The sequence below is a fragment of the Caballeronia sp. LjRoot31 genome, assembly GCF_964253885.1.
Classification (GTDB): domain Bacteria; phylum Pseudomonadota; class Gammaproteobacteria; order Burkholderiales; family Burkholderiaceae; genus Caballeronia.
The window spans coordinates 1,463,362-1,478,599 of record NZ_CAXURX020000003.1 but is presented as its reverse complement, the minus strand read 5'-3'; the positions used below and the strand labels follow the sequence as shown (position 1 = coordinate 1,478,599).

15 protein-coding genes are annotated in these 15,238 nt (G+C 60.6%); 2 read left to right on the top strand and 13 right to left on the bottom strand.

The genetic code is table 11. The features are described 5' to 3' along the window. Positions 1-123 precede the first annotated feature (123 nt). The gene (locus tag ACSQ8V_RS35315) at positions 124-1,872 is read left to right on the top strand and encodes a serine hydrolase (protein WP_436208912.1); all 1,749 of its coding nucleotides are present in this window, start codon (positions 124-126) and stop codon (positions 1,870-1,872) included. Positions 1,873-2,107: 235 nt separating this feature from the next. Here ACSQ8V_RS35315 and ACSQ8V_RS35310 read toward each other — a convergent pair whose 3' ends face one another. Next, positions 2,108-2,845: a peptidase E gene (locus tag ACSQ8V_RS35310; protein ID WP_213762731.1), complete on the bottom strand. Its 738-nt coding sequence runs from the start codon at positions 2,843-2,845 to the stop codon at positions 2,108-2,110. A gap of 97 nt (positions 2,846-2,942) precedes the next feature. Then, a complete protein-coding gene (locus ACSQ8V_RS35305) occupies positions 2,943-3,512 on the bottom strand; it encodes a GNAT family N-acetyltransferase (protein ID WP_436208911.1) in 570 nt (189 codons plus the stop codon). A gap of 266 nt (positions 3,513-3,778) precedes the next feature. On the opposite strand from ACSQ8V_RS35305, the gene ACSQ8V_RS35300 reads away from it, so the two are divergent. After that, positions 3,779-4,177, top strand: coding sequence for a VOC family protein (locus ACSQ8V_RS35300; RefSeq protein ID WP_436209253.1), 399 nt, complete (start codon positions 3,779-3,781; stop codon positions 4,175-4,177). A gap of 383 nt (positions 4,178-4,560) precedes the next feature. On the opposite strand, the gene ACSQ8V_RS35295 is transcribed toward ACSQ8V_RS35300, so the two are convergent. The 11 genes from ACSQ8V_RS35295 to ACSQ8V_RS35245 form a co-directional block, all read right to left on the bottom strand. Then, a complete protein-coding gene (locus ACSQ8V_RS35295; RefSeq protein WP_436208910.1) occupies positions 4,561-5,715 on the bottom strand; it encodes an FAD-dependent oxidoreductase in 1,155 nt (384 codons plus the stop codon). A 488-nt stretch (positions 5,716-6,203) separates the two neighbouring features. Further along, a complete protein-coding gene (locus ACSQ8V_RS35290; RefSeq protein WP_436208909.1) occupies positions 6,204-7,250 on the bottom strand; it encodes a hypothetical protein in 1,047 nt (348 codons plus the stop codon). A 13-nt stretch (positions 7,251-7,263) separates the two neighbouring features. Beyond that, on the bottom strand, positions 7,264-8,175 hold the full coding sequence (flgL, locus tag ACSQ8V_RS35285; protein WP_436186316.1) for a flagellar hook-associated protein FlgL: 912 nt from the start codon (positions 8,173-8,175) through the stop codon (positions 7,264-7,266). An 11-nt stretch (positions 8,176-8,186) separates the two neighbouring features. Continuing rightward, positions 8,187-9,530, bottom strand: coding sequence for a flagellar hook-associated protein FlgK (gene flgK, locus ACSQ8V_RS35280; protein ID WP_436208908.1), 1,344 nt, complete (start codon positions 9,528-9,530; stop codon positions 8,187-8,189). A 90-nt stretch (positions 9,531-9,620) separates the two neighbouring features. Continuing rightward, positions 9,621-9,971 (bottom strand): hypothetical protein, encoded by a 351-nt coding sequence (locus ACSQ8V_RS35275; RefSeq protein ID WP_213762737.1) that lies wholly within the window; start codon positions 9,969-9,971, stop codon positions 9,621-9,623. 10 nt (positions 9,972-9,981) lie between these two features. Further along, positions 9,982-11,067, bottom strand: a complete 1,086-nt coding sequence (locus tag ACSQ8V_RS35270; RefSeq protein ID WP_276572807.1) for a flagellar basal body P-ring protein FlgI — start codon at positions 11,065-11,067, stop codon at positions 9,982-9,984. Positions 11,068-11,103: 36 nt separating this feature from the next. Beyond that, on the bottom strand, positions 11,104-11,775 hold the full coding sequence (gene flgH / locus ACSQ8V_RS35265) for a flagellar basal body L-ring protein FlgH (protein WP_436208907.1): 672 nt from the start codon (positions 11,773-11,775) through the stop codon (positions 11,104-11,106). Next, the gene (gene flgG / locus ACSQ8V_RS35260; protein ID WP_436208906.1) at positions 11,775-12,560 is read right to left on the bottom strand and encodes a flagellar basal-body rod protein FlgG; all 786 of its coding nucleotides are present in this window, start codon (positions 12,558-12,560) and stop codon (positions 11,775-11,777) included. The genes flgH and flgG overlap by 1 nt, the downstream gene beginning before the upstream one ends. 35 nt (positions 12,561-12,595) lie before the next feature. Then, positions 12,596-13,321 carry a flagellar basal body rod protein FlgF gene (locus ACSQ8V_RS35255; protein ID WP_436208905.1) on the bottom strand — a complete coding sequence of 242 codons (726 nt, stop codon included), beginning with the start codon at positions 13,319-13,321 and terminating at the stop codon, positions 12,596-12,598. A 5-nt stretch (positions 13,322-13,326) separates the two neighbouring features. Further along, the gene (locus ACSQ8V_RS35250; RefSeq protein WP_436208904.1) at positions 13,327-14,502 is read right to left on the bottom strand and encodes a flagellar hook protein FlgE; all 1,176 of its coding nucleotides are present in this window, start codon (positions 14,500-14,502) and stop codon (positions 13,327-13,329) included. Continuing rightward, positions 14,499-15,227, bottom strand: coding sequence for a flagellar hook capping FlgD N-terminal domain-containing protein (locus ACSQ8V_RS35245; RefSeq protein ID WP_436208903.1), 729 nt, complete (start codon positions 15,225-15,227; stop codon positions 14,499-14,501). Before ACSQ8V_RS35245 ends, ACSQ8V_RS35250 begins: the two co-directional genes overlap by 4 nt. Between the last annotated feature and the right edge of the window lie 11 nt (positions 15,228-15,238).

Genomic DNA, 15,238 nt, shown 5'->3' with positions numbered 1-15,238 from the left:
CGCACCCGATTGACCCGGTCCAGTTCTGCCGCTGAGAGCGGTCACACTAACATCAGCGATAGTCGCGCGTTTTCACGAGAAGCTCTGGATCTACACGGATTCATTCTATTGAAAGGAAGTTCGATGCTGAACGATCCAAGCAAGATAGGTTTGGGCGATGTCGATGCGTACGCCGAAACACTTGTGCGCGACTGGCACGCACCGGGGGTCGGCGTAAGCATTGTCAGAAACGATGAGGTATTGCTAGCGCGGGGCTACGGCCATCGCGACGCTGCGAATGCGCTGCCGTTTACCGCCTCGACGCTGTTTCCGATTGCGTCGAACACGAAACTGTTCACCGCGATCGCCGCAGGGTTGCTGGTCGAACGTGGAGTGCTTACCTTCGATGAGCCGATTCGCAATGCAGTTCCCAGTCTGCTATTTTACGATCAATCACTCGACGCCGCTGTCACGTTACGCGACATGCTCGGGCACAAAACCGGCGTGCCTCGCTATGACATGATCTGGTACGGATCGGACTATTCGACAAAGGACCTCTTTGAGCGTGTCCGGTTCATGAAGCCGATCGCTCCGCTGCGATCGCGAATCATCTACAACAACATGATGTACGAGGCGGTTGGCCACATCATCGAGTTGATAAGCGGAAAGCCGTGGCATCAGTTCGTCAAGGATGAGATTTTGACGCCGCTTGGGATGCACCGGACCTTGTTCACGTACGGGGAAGCTAAAGCAGATCACCAAGGGGACTACGCGATACCTTTCTCCGAACGACGCGAAAGCGATGAATTTTGGCAAGTACCTGCTCCGAAAGACGATGAATGCAGTCCAGCGGGCAGCATTGTCGCGAGCCTGGGTGACATCGCACGGTGGTCGATCATGCTGATGAACGACGGCCTGATCGACGGCAAGCAACTCATCCCTGCGAGTGTTCTAAACGCGACGCTCGCTCCCGGCTTGCCGTGGCCAAACGAAATGAACGATGTTCTAGGCTTCGAGTGCGATCTCAATGGCATTTATGGCATGGGGAGGATGACAGCGGTGTTTCGCGGGCATCTATTGACAAGCCATGGCGGTGCCTTGCGCGCGTTCCATTCGCAGGTGTCATATTTGCCGAAAGAGAAGATCGGCATCTCCGTATTCGTGATCGGCGACCATTGCGCAGCGCTCAGCAATGCGATCGGTTTTGACCTCTATAATCGCGCGCTTGGTCTCGACGCGACCGACTGGACGGCGCGCCTGTACGAGTTTGGCGTAAAGGAGAAGAACACGATGCGCAAGGCGCGGGAACGCTCGGTGCCGCGAGGAGTTCCAGATACGCGCCCATCACACGACTTGGGAGATTATGTCGGCTCATACGAGCACCCTGCATACGGACAGTTGCATATCACGACTGACGGCACACAACTTCGATTCGGTTTTCGCCATATCAACCAGCCCCTGAATCACTTCCATTACGACCGTTTCGACACCCCAGTTGACGAGGCAGACGGCGCATGGTCGGTTTTATTCCTTACTAGCGCCCTGGGCGACATCGATCGTGCGGCGATGCGTCTTGATGAGGCCGAGGCCGTGTTTGTTCGTCGGCCGATACGTCCTGATGCGGAGTTGCTTGCAAAACTAGTCGGTACCTATGAGACACCTTTCGGCGTAAAGATCGGCATCAAATTAAGTCGTAACGGCGACATCTTGTTATGCAGTCCGGGCGAACCTGCAAACGTACTCGAAACATTTGTAGGCATGCAATTTCGCAGCAGCGCGTTTCCCGACATCACGTTCGAATTTGTCCTTGAGGAGGGTCGCGTGATAGCGCTTCGTCACTGGGATTCGCATGCGGAAATTGAATGGAAGCGTACTAACAATGCTGTACCCTGACGCTTTAAACATGTTGCATGTTCCGCTACACCAAAATTTATTCTGAAGGACTTGTTGCTGAGAGATAGGCGAAGGATTGCAAAGGTCGTTTGCTGACGGTTCGCAACATCGGTCTGACTGTTCGCTCCTGGCCGCTGTCTGCCTGACGCGATCGGAGGCACCCCACCCTGAAAATCGCTTCACGCTATCCAAAGCCAGAAATCTAGTTCGTGGGTTTGGCACACTGGCCGATGCATCATGGGCCCGTGATGTCGCGCAATTGAACAGCGGCTAGCGGCGTCTCAAGAATTTCATCGTCAATCTTCTCGACTCGATAAGCAGTCGAACCGGGTGCCCAAGAAACCACCTTCTCGATCTCGCGATCCGCAAAAAGAACAGCAGCGCGATCGTCGATAGCCACGGTCCGCGGCATCCTTCCAAGGCGCATTTCCGACAGAAAATTAACGCGTCGCTCTGGAATATTGATGTTGCTGTAATGGGCTGCGCAAGCTCCTGGAATCAGGCCCAAACCGCGCTGCAAACCATAATTCCCCTGTTCAAACGGCCCACCTAAGCCCGTCTCAAACCAACACATGGCGCCTGCGCTCATACCGGCGAGGAGAATACCTTGGTCCCACGCTTCGGAAAGAGTGCTATCCAACCTCCACTCGCGCCAAACCGCCAGCGCCGACCGGAGATGTCCACCACCAACGAATATTGCGTCTTGACTCAAAAGCCGATGCTTATAGTCAGTGTAGGGAATTACGTTGGAACCCCATCCGTTGAAGAACGAGAGATTTGACGTTTCGAAGCCTAGCGCTCCATAGGCGGCATGGAACTTGTCGATTTGTGCGGCGTTATCTCCGCTAGGAGTTGGAATAAAACAGATTCGCGGGCGGGACTTTCCCAACAACTCTTGTATATAGGCGTCGATGGGTGACGGCTCCTTTTCAGTCGTAAATCCGCCGCCGCCAATTGCAAGAATCCGTCGCATTTATCCTCACTTCCTATGGAAAGGTGCTCGCATTCTTGACGATCTACGAGCCAAAGTCGATTGGCGGTTTTTGGCCGAACCGAGTCCGACAGGTTCCTCAGTCGTCTAGCTCAATGCGGTAGCGAAGAGACACAGCGAGCCCATAGGCCGCCGTCTTTTTGAAGCGCTCCATCAAGACACCATTGCAGGCTGCGATAACCCTTTGCGAGGCTATGTTTTCGGGATCAACTGTTAACTCGACATAGGGCAAACCCTGTCGCTTCGCTTCGCCCAGCATCAAATTGAGCGCCTGCCGTGCGTAGCCGTGGCCTCTCTTCCACGGCACGACCGAGAAACCGATATGTCCGAGTACATACGGCGGCAGTTCGGCGGTTCCGGCCTGCCAACGAAATCCGATCGCGCCGCAAACTTCGCCGTCCCAAACCCATCGGACAACGCTTGGCAGGCGGGCGACAGTCGAGCCATCAGGCAAAGGAATCGGGCCGCCCGATGCGGTCGGGTCATCCAGACCGTCGACAAACGCCTCCGCGTTCACTTCGATAGCGTGCAATTGTTCGCGTGCAGCGACCTCTTTACGAACGTTGTCAGGTGACCAACCCGCCTCAAGGGCAGAAATGTAGCTCGGCAGCAATGCAGTCGTAGGTCTCAATAGTTCAATTGCGTGCATTTTTTGTTCGGTGCGTGTAGGGAGCAATGATTGTCAACAGTTTAAGCGGCGCCGTTGAATGTCTCAAAATGGCCGGTTAGCGCCTCACGCAACCAGCATATGCGGCCCGAACTTCACAAAGCCGCAACCAGCAGTACACGACCCGAAGCGGTCCCATGAGTAGACAGAAAGCAGTCGTTCAATGCGTGGGGCAAATGATTGAGGTCAGGAGGAACTGATGCAATCATGATGCTCGGGAGCACCGCTCGCCTTCGGGAAAAATGGAAATGATTTCACACGTTTTTGTGGGCGTTACCGACTTTGATCGTGCCTTCAGGTTTTACTCGGCAGTTATGGAAGATCTGCGGCTCGAGTTGAAGTTCTGCGAGAGAGACAGACCATGGGCAGGCTGGACGGCAGCGTCCGCACCCCGTCCGCTGTTCCTGATAGGCCGGCCATACGACGGCAATCCGGCTCATTGTGGAAACGGCCAGATGATCGCGCTGCTAGCCCCTGATCGTGGAGCAGTTGCTAATGCGCACGCCAGCGCTCTGACGACTGGGGGCTCATGTGAAGGGGCACCTGGCCTGAGACCCCAATATCACTCTCACTACTACGGTGCATACTTTCGAGACCCTGACGGAAACAAGATTTGCGTTTGTTGTCACGACCCGGTGTCGGCGTAGCAAGGACACTCGATTCCTAAACACTCATTTCGTCAGCTGGCGTCACGCCGCTGCCCGCAACAATGGCTCACTGTTGCACGTCGACTGATTGTGGGCAATCCCGAAGGGCCGATGTGGCCGGACCCGGAAGTACGCGGTCGACCCGACTAGCACGGGACTTGATCGAATGCCGAACTTCCCTGGCCGACCCACTGCGGCCTTCCGCAGGGGTGGGGTTGACCGCCGGAAACCGGACGTTCAGTCCCATTGCCGACTGGTGTTACTGCCGACTTGTCACGGGTTTCGCTGAAGTGCAGATCTTGGCCCGATCCACCAAAGAAGCGAATTCAACCAAGGATGAGTTGCACAACTCCTTTATGCCGGACCAGCCGCCCGGCATGCGGCTAGCGTGCAGAGAACATCTCCACCACGCTTTGAGGAGCGCCGTTGCCGAAGAAGCACCGATGATTCTGAGCCGTCTGACCAGCGAAGGTGGCGCTGCGAGGAAAGAGCGCCCGTTCATACGTTGCCAGCGCAGACTCTATGTCGCCAGGATGGTCGCGCAGCGCTTGGCCGAGTTCGGCGCCATCAAAAATAGCGAGATTGGCTCCCTCGCCCGCGAACGGCGACATCAGATGAGCAGCATCGCCCACGAGAGTAACGCCGGAAACGCGTTCCCAACGGTGGTCGACCGGCAGGGCATGAATGGGCCTCACGACGGGCGCAGTGTCGCTATCGGTGATCAATGCCCGGAGTTGGGTGGCCCAACCCTCGAACTCATTTGCGAGGTGTTTCAATGCGGTCGCGGGCTGACTGAAGTCGATGGCGCCGATCCACGCTTCAGACCTGTTCAACGCGACGTAGGTGTGCAGCGTGCCGTTCGCGTAACGGTGCGCCAGAATGCCTTTGCCCGGCTCGACCGCCATCAGCGTGCCGCTGCCGATTGCCTTCGCGCTGGCTGCGTGTCGGATATCGCCGTCAAAGAGACTGATCTCCACGAAGGTCGTGCCGATGTACGCTGGCTTTGCAGTAGAAACAAGCGGACGAACTCTTGACCAGGCTCCGTCGGCCCCAACCAGCAGATCTGTTGTCGTCGAGCCGTCGGCAAATACCAGGTGGTGCTGCCCGTCGGCGAGGCGGTTCGCCTGTGCGAGCTTGCAGCCCCACCGGATGGCGTCTGCAGGCAGGGACTCGATCAAGAGACGACGCAGCGCGCCCCGGTCGACCTCAGGCTTGGTTGTACTACCCGAGCCGGGCTTGTCGAGCAGGACGTCGCCGTGCCTGTTGACGACACGCTTGGCATCTTCGCCTGGGAGTGCGAGGCCGAGGAACTCCTCGTGCAGACCAGCGGCCTTCAGCCCAATCTGGCCGTTGTATTCGTGGATGTCCAGCAAGCCGCCCTGCGCTCGCGCATCGGGCGATGCTTCGGCTTCGTAGATTGTCGCGGGGATGCCGTTGACGTGCAGGACACGTGCCAGCGTCAATCCGCCAAGTCCGGCGCCGATGATGGCGATGCGGGGATGAATCGAAGGATACAAGGAGTCGAGGTGGCTTTTCATGGCGCGTTCCGGTAACTACGAACATGCGCACGGGCGCGCGAGAGTTCATAGGAAGTCCGACATATGTCGGGGGAAACGCTGGCCAACCTTGCTCGAAGAAGCTTGGGTGACGTGTACGCGGCTATCCGATAGCGAAGCTCAAAAGCAAAACAATCAGACGGCCGTTTTTCGCGGTATTCGAGCACGAATTGTCGCACGGGCTGTCGCCCCGGGCAATTCATGCGTCGTTAGGAACTGCGTTCCGGCCAACGGAACCACATGGCATTCATGTATGCAGTTCCGACCGACGTGAAGAGGATGCCTGCCGGAAAGCGGCCGCTGGCGAATGGCCGCTCGTGGCCTTCCACAACCAACGCAACCCAAGCCAATCTCGCCTCCGGCGAGTCTAATAAATTCGCGTCACAAATCCGATAAATCCAAGTTATTGATCATTCAAGAAGCGCAGTCTAACGAATTCGGAATCCCCAGCCTATCAAGGCAGGGACCACCTACCCCGCCTTCAACAGCGCCACCACGCCCTGGCGGGTCACGCGCCGTAACGCGGCACCAATCGCCGAGAACATCTGGAAATCGCCGCTACGCGCAAGCATTGAGCTGAACGCCGGCACAGCCTCCCGCGCGGCCATGTCTGCCCGGGCCCCGTCCCGAATCGCATCGCTGGCGTTGTCGAACACCTCCCGTACCGCAGCGTGGGCTGCCGTAACCTGATCGAGTGCCTGCACCACACGGCGCAGCGTCGCGCGCTGCGCCATCGGGTCGGCGACGCTCCACTTCCGCGGCTCGACGGCGCCCGCCAACGCTTCGGCAACGGCTCTGCTGGGCTGCCCCCCCGGAAAGCGGCTACCGCCGCCCCGGATCATCAAATGGTCGCGCAAGCCGGGCCAATTGTCTTCGGCTGTCGAGAACACCAGCGCGCCGCCTTTATCGAGCGATGCGCGAATGCCGGCTGGCGCAAGCGTGCGATCCAGTTGGTAGACCGTGGTGGCCGTGTCGTGACGGCCGGCGCTGATCGCCAGAGACACCGGCGGCTTGCCTGATCCGTTGGGATAAAAGCTCAGCGTTTCCGCGTTTTCGGTCTGCAGCAGCGAGCGCAGCTCGAACCCGCGAATCCGGAAAAACTGGGGCGCCGCGCCGTCCTCGTGAAAGGCGAGGTCGCTTCCCAGCGTGCCGCCCGTCGCGGCATGCCGCCCACTCCAATGCGCGTTAACGCGATTCAAGCCGTGGTCGACTTCCATGCGGCTCGCCGGCCGGCCTGCCAGATTGCTAGCCAAGGCCCCCTTCAGGTCGAGCAACTGCTGCCCGGCTTTATCGAGGAACGCCAGTGAACGTTGGGAGCCGGTGACCTGCTGGTTCAGGCGCGTCTGACTAACCGCGAATGCGATCCGCGAGGCACTTGCAACGTTGGACGAAGGCGCGGGCCCGGACGCGGTCTTTGCGCCCAGGTGCGCGATCGCTGAGGTAGCGCTTACGCCGCCGCTTCCGACGGGCGCGCGTTCGCCCCGCACGATACTTGCCGAAGCGCCTTGCACATTCATATCGCGCCCCGCGTCACAGCAAGTCGAACAGCGACAATTGCGTCACCCGCTCGTACACTTTGTAGGTGCCCTGAATCGATGTCATATAGCCGTTGAGCGCTTCCATCGCCTCGGCGAAATCGACCTGCCCGACGATATACGTCGCCTCATCATTGGAAACAAGCATCGCCGCGTGGTTCTCGTCCAGCAGGGACAACGTGTTCTGCGCGCTCCCGAGGCCCGAGATCTTCGCGCTGATCGACCCAATGCCCTCGTCCAGATCATCGAGACTTGCAACCAGGACGGCGCGCGTCGCAGGGTCGTTTGCATCAACATTCGGATTACTGATTACTGTCACCGCTTCGTCGATCCGGTTCAGCAACCCGGCGAGATTTTCCACGCTGACATTGCCCGCCTGAGTCACGCCGTTGCCGATTACGACTTGCTGCTGAGCGGTGTTGCCGTCAAAGCGGTAGCGCGATCCCACCGGCGCTGCCGGATCGTAGACCATCGCCGGCGTCTCGGTGCGCGTGCCGGCGAACAGATAATGGCCGGCACTATCCCGGGCGTTAGCCGACTGAAAAAGATTGTCCTTCAACGTGCGCAGCGGACCCGCCATCGCGTTGAGATCGCTGGGGCTGTTACTACCGTCAGCGGCCCGGAGCATCAGATCGTGTCCTTCCATGACGTCTTTCAGCATGCCGTCCAGATGAATTTCATTCTGCTGCAGGCGGATCGACAGCGCACCGATGTTGCCGCGGTACTGCGACAGCATCGAACTGTCGCGTTCGAGCAGCGCGAGCCGCACAGTGCCGATAGGGTCGTCCGATGGCCGCAGAATCCGGTTGCCGCTTGAGGTTTGCGCCATCAGGTCCGCGATCTTTGAATTCGACGCGCGTAGCGTCGAGAGCATGTTGATGCCGAAATGATTGCTTGCAATACGCATGGCTGCTCCTCTTAAAACATCGCCAGCGTGGCATCGAACAGTTCGTTCGCCACCGCGATGACCTTCATGTTGGCCTGATACATCTGCAGATACTCGGAGATGTTCACGGCCTCCTCGTCCATGTTCACGCCGCTCACCGATAACCAGGCATCCTCAGCGTAATCGCGAATGCTGGTGGCCGTGCCCAGCAGCGCCTCGTTCTGCTGGCTGGCGGAACCTACTTTGCCGATCAGCACCGTGAGGGCATCGCCTATCGACACCTCGCCAATGCCCGGTAACGTGATGTTGTCGCGGCGCAAGCCGATCAGCTTCAGCAGGTTGTCGCTGTTGCCAGGCTCGTCGGGATTGCCCGAGAAACCAAGGTCTTGCTGAGTGAGGCCCGCGCGCACGTTGAGCAGGCCCGTAGCCGGATCGAAATCGAACAATGCGTGGCCGGGCTGGCCGTTCATGCCGTAGCCGGCCGCCAGCGTGCCGTTAAAGCGCGTGGCGATTTCGCCCGCGAGGGTCTTGATAGACGCCATCTGCGGAAGCAGCGTCGTGTCGACGAAGCTCGCAATTGCGCCCAGCTCGCCCCCAAGCGTGCCGCCGGTCAGCGGATAGGCCGTGCCGGCCAACTTGAGCGAGAACGAAAACGTCCCGTCGGCATGATTTTGCACGCTCATTGTGCCGACCTGCGACCCCGCGACCAGCGGCGGCCCACCGGCGATCGACACGTCGACCGCGCCGCTCGGCTGTTGCAAGGTGCGAATTTCGACGAGCCCGGCGAGCGCGTCGATTGCGCTATCGCGCTGGTCGATCAGCTCGGACGGCACGCTGCCGCTTGCATACCCGTCGCCGATCTTCTGGTTCAGATCGGCGATGGTTCTGGATAGCCCGTTGACCTGGTCCACTGCCGCCACGCCATGCTGCCGCGCGGCGCCAAGCTGGCCGGAAAGCCTCTGCTGCAGGTTGTTAAAGCCCTTGGCCAACGCATCCGCCGACGACAGGAACTGCTGGCGCAGCGGCCCCGAGGTCGGGTCGGTGCTGACCTCCTGGAGTGCATTGAAGAACGCATCGAGCCCGGCCTTGACGCTGCCGTCTCCCATGTCCATCACATTTTCCAGCTGGCTGAAATACGACGACGCGGTCTTATATTGTCCCAACGGCCCGTTCGCGGCCCACATCTGCTGCGTCTTGTAGTTGTCCGAAAAACGGAGCAGCGACTGCACGCCGACACCGCCCGTCGAATGCGCTGCCAGCAGCACGCCCTGGCGGGAATACCCGGGCGTTTTCAGGTTGGCGGTATTGCGGCCTGCCATGTTCAACGCCGCCTGCGCAGCGAGCGTGCCGGACAGGCCAATGTGGATGAGGCTCATGTGCGTCTCGTCAGGTTAGGAAATCCAGGGGGAACGGGTATGCGGGGTATGCCGGATGTGTCTTTGCGCGGGCGCGGCGTGCAACGCCGGTCAGCGCCCGGTCGGCGTTTGACCGCTGGCAGGCAGCATCTGCGCGACGATGCAGTCGGCAATGCCGAACGCTCGCTGGTTGGCAAGCGAGTCGGCCACCAGCAGATTCGCGTGATCAAGCATGCCGGCGCTGGCCTCATCCTTGGGCGAATCGTCGTTCGCGTTGATCTGTGCCGTTGCCTTGCGCATCTCGTTCAACATCTGCGCGATGAACATGCCCTCGAAGCGCACAGCAGCGTCCGTGACCTTTGCACGGTAGGCAGGATCGTCCACCTGCGAAGCAGGTTCGCCGGGCCGGGCGGCCGGTGCTTCACGTGCCGTCAGCGGGTGGTTGAATGGGATATCAAGCATGCGTGCTTCCTCAGATCACTACGAGTTCGCCGGACAACGCGCCGGCTTCAGCCAGGGCCTGCAGGATCGCCATCAGGTCGTCGGGGGTCGCGCCGGTGCTGTTGATCGTGTCGACGATCGCCTGGAGGCTCGCACCGGCCGGCCACTGGAACGCTCGTCCACCGGGCTCCGAAACGCTCAGCTGGCTGACCGGCGCGGCAACCGTCGTGCCGCCCGCCAACGGATTCGGCTGGCTGACCGCCGTGCCTTCCGAAATCGTCACCCTCAACGCGCCATGCGAGACGACCGCCGGCTTCACGGTCACCCCCTGACTGATAACGACCGTGCCGGTCCGCGAGTTAAATACGATGCGCGGGGTATCGCTGCCCTGCTCGACCTTGATGCCGATCAGCCTCGCGACAAAAGCCACGCGGCTCGTCGGCTCGTCTGGCGCGGCCACCTGCACCGAGGTTGCGTCGAGCGTGGTTGCAATGGGCCGATTGAAATTGCGGTTGATGGCGTCTACGATATTGGTCGCCGTCTGGAAATTGGGCCGCTTCAGGTTCAGGTGAACGGACGGTGTCGCGTCGAGACCGGTGCTGATCTCCTGTTCAATGGTCGCGCCGCCCGGAATGCGCCCACTGGTCGGCGTATTGATGGTGATACTCGAGCCACTGCGCCCCTGTGCCGCGAGGCCGGGAATCACCAGGTTGCCTTGCGCCAGCGCGTAGGTTTCGCCATCGGCCGCAAGCAGCGGCGTCATCAGCAGCGTGCCGCCGCGCAGACTCTTTGCATCGCCAAGCGACGAAACTGTCACGTCGATCGTCTGTCCCTTGCGGTAGCCCGATGGGAAAGTCGCGCTGACCATCACCGCTGCGACATTGCGGGCGCGCATAGTGGTGCCATCGGGTAAGCGCACGCCGAACTGCTTGAGCAGGTTCGTGACAGACTGACCCGTATATTTCGCCTGAGTCCCGTCGCCGCTGCCGTTCAGGCCAACGACGATACCGTAGCCAACCAGCGAATTCTCGCGCACGCCGTCGACGTTCACCAGGTTGCCCACGACCTGCGCATGGACGAGCCCGGCAAGACACGCGAGCCACATTCCCAGCAGCATGCCGATCAGTCGGTTCGGTTTCATCGGCAACTCCTGTCAGAAGGGGAACCAGGGACTGTTGAAGAACCGCGTCAGCCAGCCCGGCTCGTTCGCATCCGCGAGCGAACCCTTGCTTGAGTACTGAATGCGCGCATTCGCCACGCGTTGCGACGACACGCGGTTGTCCGTGCCAATATCCGCCGCGCGCACGTAGCCCGACAGTCGCACGGTTTCCTCGCCCTGGTTCAGCATCAGTTTCTTGTCGCCGCGCACCTGCAACAAGCCATTCGGCAGCACGTTCTGCACGATCACCGTGAGCGAGCCGCGCAGCGCGTTCTGCTGCGAACTCGCGCCCGAGCCGCTGAAATCGCGCTTGCCGCCCAGTTCGGCATCGATCGGCACTTCCGCTCCCCATACGCGCGGCTTCGTGACCACGGCGCTGCTGCTCTTGCCAATACTGGTATCGCTCTTCTTGCTGGCCTGCGTCGCTTCCTGCAGTTCCACGGTCAACACATCGCCGACGCGAAAAGCCCGGCTATCGGACGTCAATGACCATTGGGAGCCTCGCACGAACACGCCGCCGCCCTCGCCCTTGCGGACATTGAACGCCATGTCCGGCATGTCTTCCGGCTCGGCGGCGGATGTGCCCACACCAATCGCCGCACAGCCGCCAAGGCCCAGCACGCTTAATACCAGTGCGGCGCAAGCACCCATGCGCGCCACGGTCATCAGCGAGCCGCCTGCGCCAGTTGCTGCATCATGTTGTCCGCGGCACTCAACACTTTGGTATTCATTTCGTAGGTACGCTGTGCCGCGATCATCTCGACCATCTCTTCAACAGCCGTGACGTTCGAGCCTTCCAGCGCGCCCTGCTTGATCTTGCCTAGCGAATCGACGCCCGGATCGCCCTCAGTCGGCGCACCACTGGCGGCTGTCTCCAGGTAGAGGTTGTCTCCCTGGGCGAGCAGGCCCGCAGGGTTGACGAAGCCGGCGAGTTGCAGCCGGCCAACCTCGGTGCCGGCGGCCGACCCGGCGGTCGTCACCGAGACCACGCCGTTGTCGCCTATCGTGATGCCCGTTGCTTCTTTCGGAATCGTGATGGCCGGCAGGATCGGCAGGCCCTGCATGGTCACGAGACGGCCTTCGTCGTTCGGGCGCAACTGGCCGGCCCGCGTGTAGCCGGTCTCGCCGCTGGCCATCTCGACCTGCAGGAAGCCGTTACCAATGATCGCAAGGTCGAGCGGTTGGCCGGTCGTCTGCAACGCGCCGTCGGTAAAGACCTTCTGCGTGCCGACGAGGCGCGTGCCGTTGCCCATCTGGGCGCCGGCGGCGTTGGCGGTGTCGTTCATCTGTCCGCCGGGTTGCTGCTCGGTGCGATAAAAAAGATCCTCGAACACGACACGGTCGCGCTTGTAGCCGACCGTGTTGACGTTCGCGAGATTGTTGGCGATGGCCTGCAATCGGGCATCCTGCGCCTGAATACCGGACTTGCTGATCCACATGGCGTAATTCATGACCGTGTCCTTGCCTTTGCTGTCCTGCGAGAGGGTTATGAGCGAATGAGACGATTGCCGGCGTCCGCCATCTCGTCGGCGACCTTGAAGAGCCGCATCTGAATTTCAAACGACCGGGTCAGCGACATCGTCTGCATCATTTCTTCGACCGCAGACACGTTGCTGCTTTCCAGATGCGCGCCCAGCACCAGCACGCTGTCGTCCTGCTCGAAACTCGTGCCCGAGCGCGACACGATCAGGCCTGCTTCGTTCTTGATGAGATCGGTAGGATCGGGATTGACGAGCATCAGCCGGTCAACCGTCTGCGTCTCGTTACTCCCTTCGGGAACGATCGAGATCGCGCCGTCCTGGCCAACCGTGACGCCATGGTTTGGCGGCAGCATGATCGGACCGCCTTCGCCCAGCACCGCGCGCGCGCCCAGCATCAACGCGCCGTCGCCGGTCACCGTGAAGCTGCCTGCGCGGGTGTACGCCGGCCCGTCGCCGCTCTCGACGGCGAAGTATCCCGCGCCCTGGATGGCGACGTCGAGTGGCCGGCCCGTCTCGGTCAGCTTGCCGGGCGTACTGTCGAGCCCGCCGCTGCCCAGCGTCGCAAGGTGGCGCGAATCGTAGCCGTAACCGTCCACCGCCATGCTCTCCGATGTCGCCACGTCCGCGCGAAAGCCGCCGGTGTTCGTGTTGGCAAGGTTGTTCGCACGCACCTGCAATCCGCGCAGCGCGCGGTCCGCGCCGCTCATTGCCGTATAGATGAAAGCGTCCATGGTGCTTACAACGCCTGCATCAGCGTGCGCATCATTTCGTTTTCGGCGGTGATCACCTTCGAGTTCGCCTGATAGTTCTGCTGCGCAGCCATCAGGTTCACGAGCTCCGACGTCATATCCACATTCGACTGTTCGAGCGCGCCTACTGCGAGCTTGCCGGCCATGCTGCTGCCAGCGGTGAAATAGAGCGGATCGCCCGTTGCAGGAGAGGCTTGCCAGGCTGATCCTGAGACGGCGACCAGGCCGCTCTCATTAGGAAACGTCGCTATCGCGAGCTTGCCTGCGCTCGCCTTCTCACCGTTGCTGTATTGCACGATGATCGAGCCGTTCTCGTCAAGCGACAGACCCGTCACGTTGCCCGCGGCATAGCCAGTGGACGTGTTCCTGGTGGTGGTCATTTCGCCGGCGAACATCGTGGTGTCGGTGTAGTTGAGCGAGAGCTTCATGGGCGAGGCTCCGCCGGGCGTGCCGAGATCGAGGGCAACGTTACCGGCCGGCGCGATCAGCTTGCCGTCGGTATCGAAACTCAGCGTCGTCGCTGCGCCGACCTCGTTGCCGTCCATCGTGTATTGGACGCTCACCTCGTTGCCCGGGCCTTTTATGTAGTACTGCGTCAGAGTGTGCTTGCGTCCAAGCGAATCGTAGGCAGTCGAGACCGACAACCCGTTGTACGACAGGGGCTGGTCCTTGTCGAACTGCGTCACCGAGGGCACGCTCCAGTCGGCCGACAGGTTGCCCGCATACCGCAGCGAATCGCTCGCCTTGGCCCCGATCGCACTGGTCGGCACAATCAGGTCGCCCGCTATTGCGTTCCCATTGGCCGGAAAGCCCTGGACCTTGCGGCCAAGCGTATCGATGACGAAACCCTCCTTATCCGTGTCGAAAATGCCGACCCGGGAAAACAGCGTCGAGCCATCTATGTCGCGACTCACGAAGAAGCCGCGGCCCTGGATCGCGGCATCCATGCCGCGTTCGGTGCGGAGCATGTTGCCCCCGTGATCCATTGACTGCGACACCGAACCGACCTGCACGCCGCCCGCCTGGGTACCTATGTATGCAGCGGTGAAATTGGCCCGGCTCGACTTGTAACCGTATGTGGCTGTATTCGCTAAGTTGTTGCTGATCGAGTTCAACTGCTTGTTGACGGCGTTGATGCCCGAGAGTGCGATATTGAAGCTCATGCCTGTTGCTCCTTTCGAGAAATTGCCGACCCGGCGTTACTTTCCGCGCGCCCGAGAAAGCGCGTGATAGTGCCGGTCCCGGTCTCGCCGATACCAGCCACATTCAACATGACGATGCCGTCCTCGCCAAGGCGAACGCTCTGCAGCGTGCCCATGACTTCAATGCGAGGCTTCTCGTTCGTGTCCGTCACCACGCGCATCGTGTAGTGGCCGGGCGGCAGGCCCAGCTTTTCCGGATCGATCTCGAAGCCGACTTCGCCCGCGGCCTGAGCGCCAAGGGGGATCTGATGTTCTGCACCGTCGGGGCCGGTCAACACGAGTTGCGCATCGGCGGCGGCATGACCGAGCATGAAGCCGCCTTTGACAGGCGTGCCGGCCATCTCGATCGAATCGCTTGCGACCATCACGGTCGAGCCCACCTGCGAGCCCAGCGTTACCACCAGCATGCCTTCCTGCGACGCCGCGTTGGCGGCGGAAAAACTTGCCAGCGTCTGCATCGCTTCAACCTGGCTCATTTGCGCGAACTGGGTGACGAACTGGCTTGCCTCCATGGGTGCGAGCGGGTCCTGGTTCTGGATCTGCGCGACCAGCAGTGTGGTGAACATATTCGACAGTGAACCTGACTCGCCTGAAGCTTGTTTTGCAGCCTGGTCCGCAGGTGCATTGGCAGCCGGCGGCGAACCACCGGCGCCTTGTGCGTTGTTGCGTGCAAGACCTGTGTCCATATAGCTCTGCA

Bases quoted from the DNA above. Each gene is read 5' to 3' on its own strand.
- flgL (WP_436186316.1), bottom strand. From the start codon at position 8,175: ATGCGTATTGCAAGCAATCATTTCGGCATCAACATGCTCTCGACGCTA.
- ACSQ8V_RS35270 (WP_276572807.1), bottom strand. From the start codon at position 11,067: ATGCTGCTGGGAATGTGGCTCGCGTGTCTTGCCGGGCTCGTCCATGCG.
- ACSQ8V_RS35255 (WP_436208905.1), bottom strand. From the start codon at position 13,321: ATGGACGCTTTCATCTATACGGCAATGAGCGGCGCGGACCGCGCGCTG.
- ACSQ8V_RS35310 (WP_213762731.1), bottom strand. From the start codon at position 2,845: ATGCGACGGATTCTTGCAATTGGCGGCGGCGGATTTACGACTGAAAAG.
- ACSQ8V_RS35300 (WP_436209253.1), top strand. From the start codon at position 3,779: ATGATTTCACACGTTTTTGTGGGCGTTACCGACTTTGATCGTGCCTTC.
- flgG (WP_436208906.1), bottom strand. From the start codon at position 12,560: ATGAATTACGCCATGTGGATCAGCAAGTCCGGTATTCAGGCGCAGGAT.
- ACSQ8V_RS35245 (WP_436208903.1), bottom strand. From the start codon at position 15,227: ATGGACACAGGTCTTGCACGCAACAACGCACAAGGCGCCGGTGGTTCG.
- ACSQ8V_RS35315 (WP_436208912.1), top strand. From the start codon at position 124: ATGCTGAACGATCCAAGCAAGATAGGTTTGGGCGATGTCGATGCGTAC.
- ACSQ8V_RS35295 (WP_436208910.1), bottom strand. From the start codon at position 5,715: ATGAAAAGCCACCTCGACTCCTTGTATCCTTCGATTCATCCCCGCATC.
- ACSQ8V_RS35250 (WP_436208904.1), bottom strand. From the start codon at position 14,502: ATGAGCTTCAATATCGCACTCTCGGGCATCAACGCCGTCAACAAGCAG.
- ACSQ8V_RS35275 (WP_213762737.1), bottom strand. From the start codon at position 9,971: ATGCTTGATATCCCATTCAACCACCCGCTGACGGCACGTGAAGCACCG.
- flgK (WP_436208908.1), bottom strand. From the start codon at position 9,530: ATGAGCCTCATCCACATTGGCCTGTCCGGCACGCTCGCTGCGCAGGCG.
- ACSQ8V_RS35305 (WP_436208911.1), bottom strand. From the start codon at position 3,512: ATGCACGCAATTGAACTATTGAGACCTACGACTGCATTGCTGCCGAGC.
- ACSQ8V_RS35290 (WP_436208909.1), bottom strand. From the start codon at position 7,250: ATGAATGTGCAAGGCGCTTCGGCAAGTATCGTGCGGGGCGAACGCGCG.
- flgH (WP_436208907.1), bottom strand. From the start codon at position 11,775: ATGACCGTGGCGCGCATGGGTGCTTGCGCCGCACTGGTATTAAGCGTG.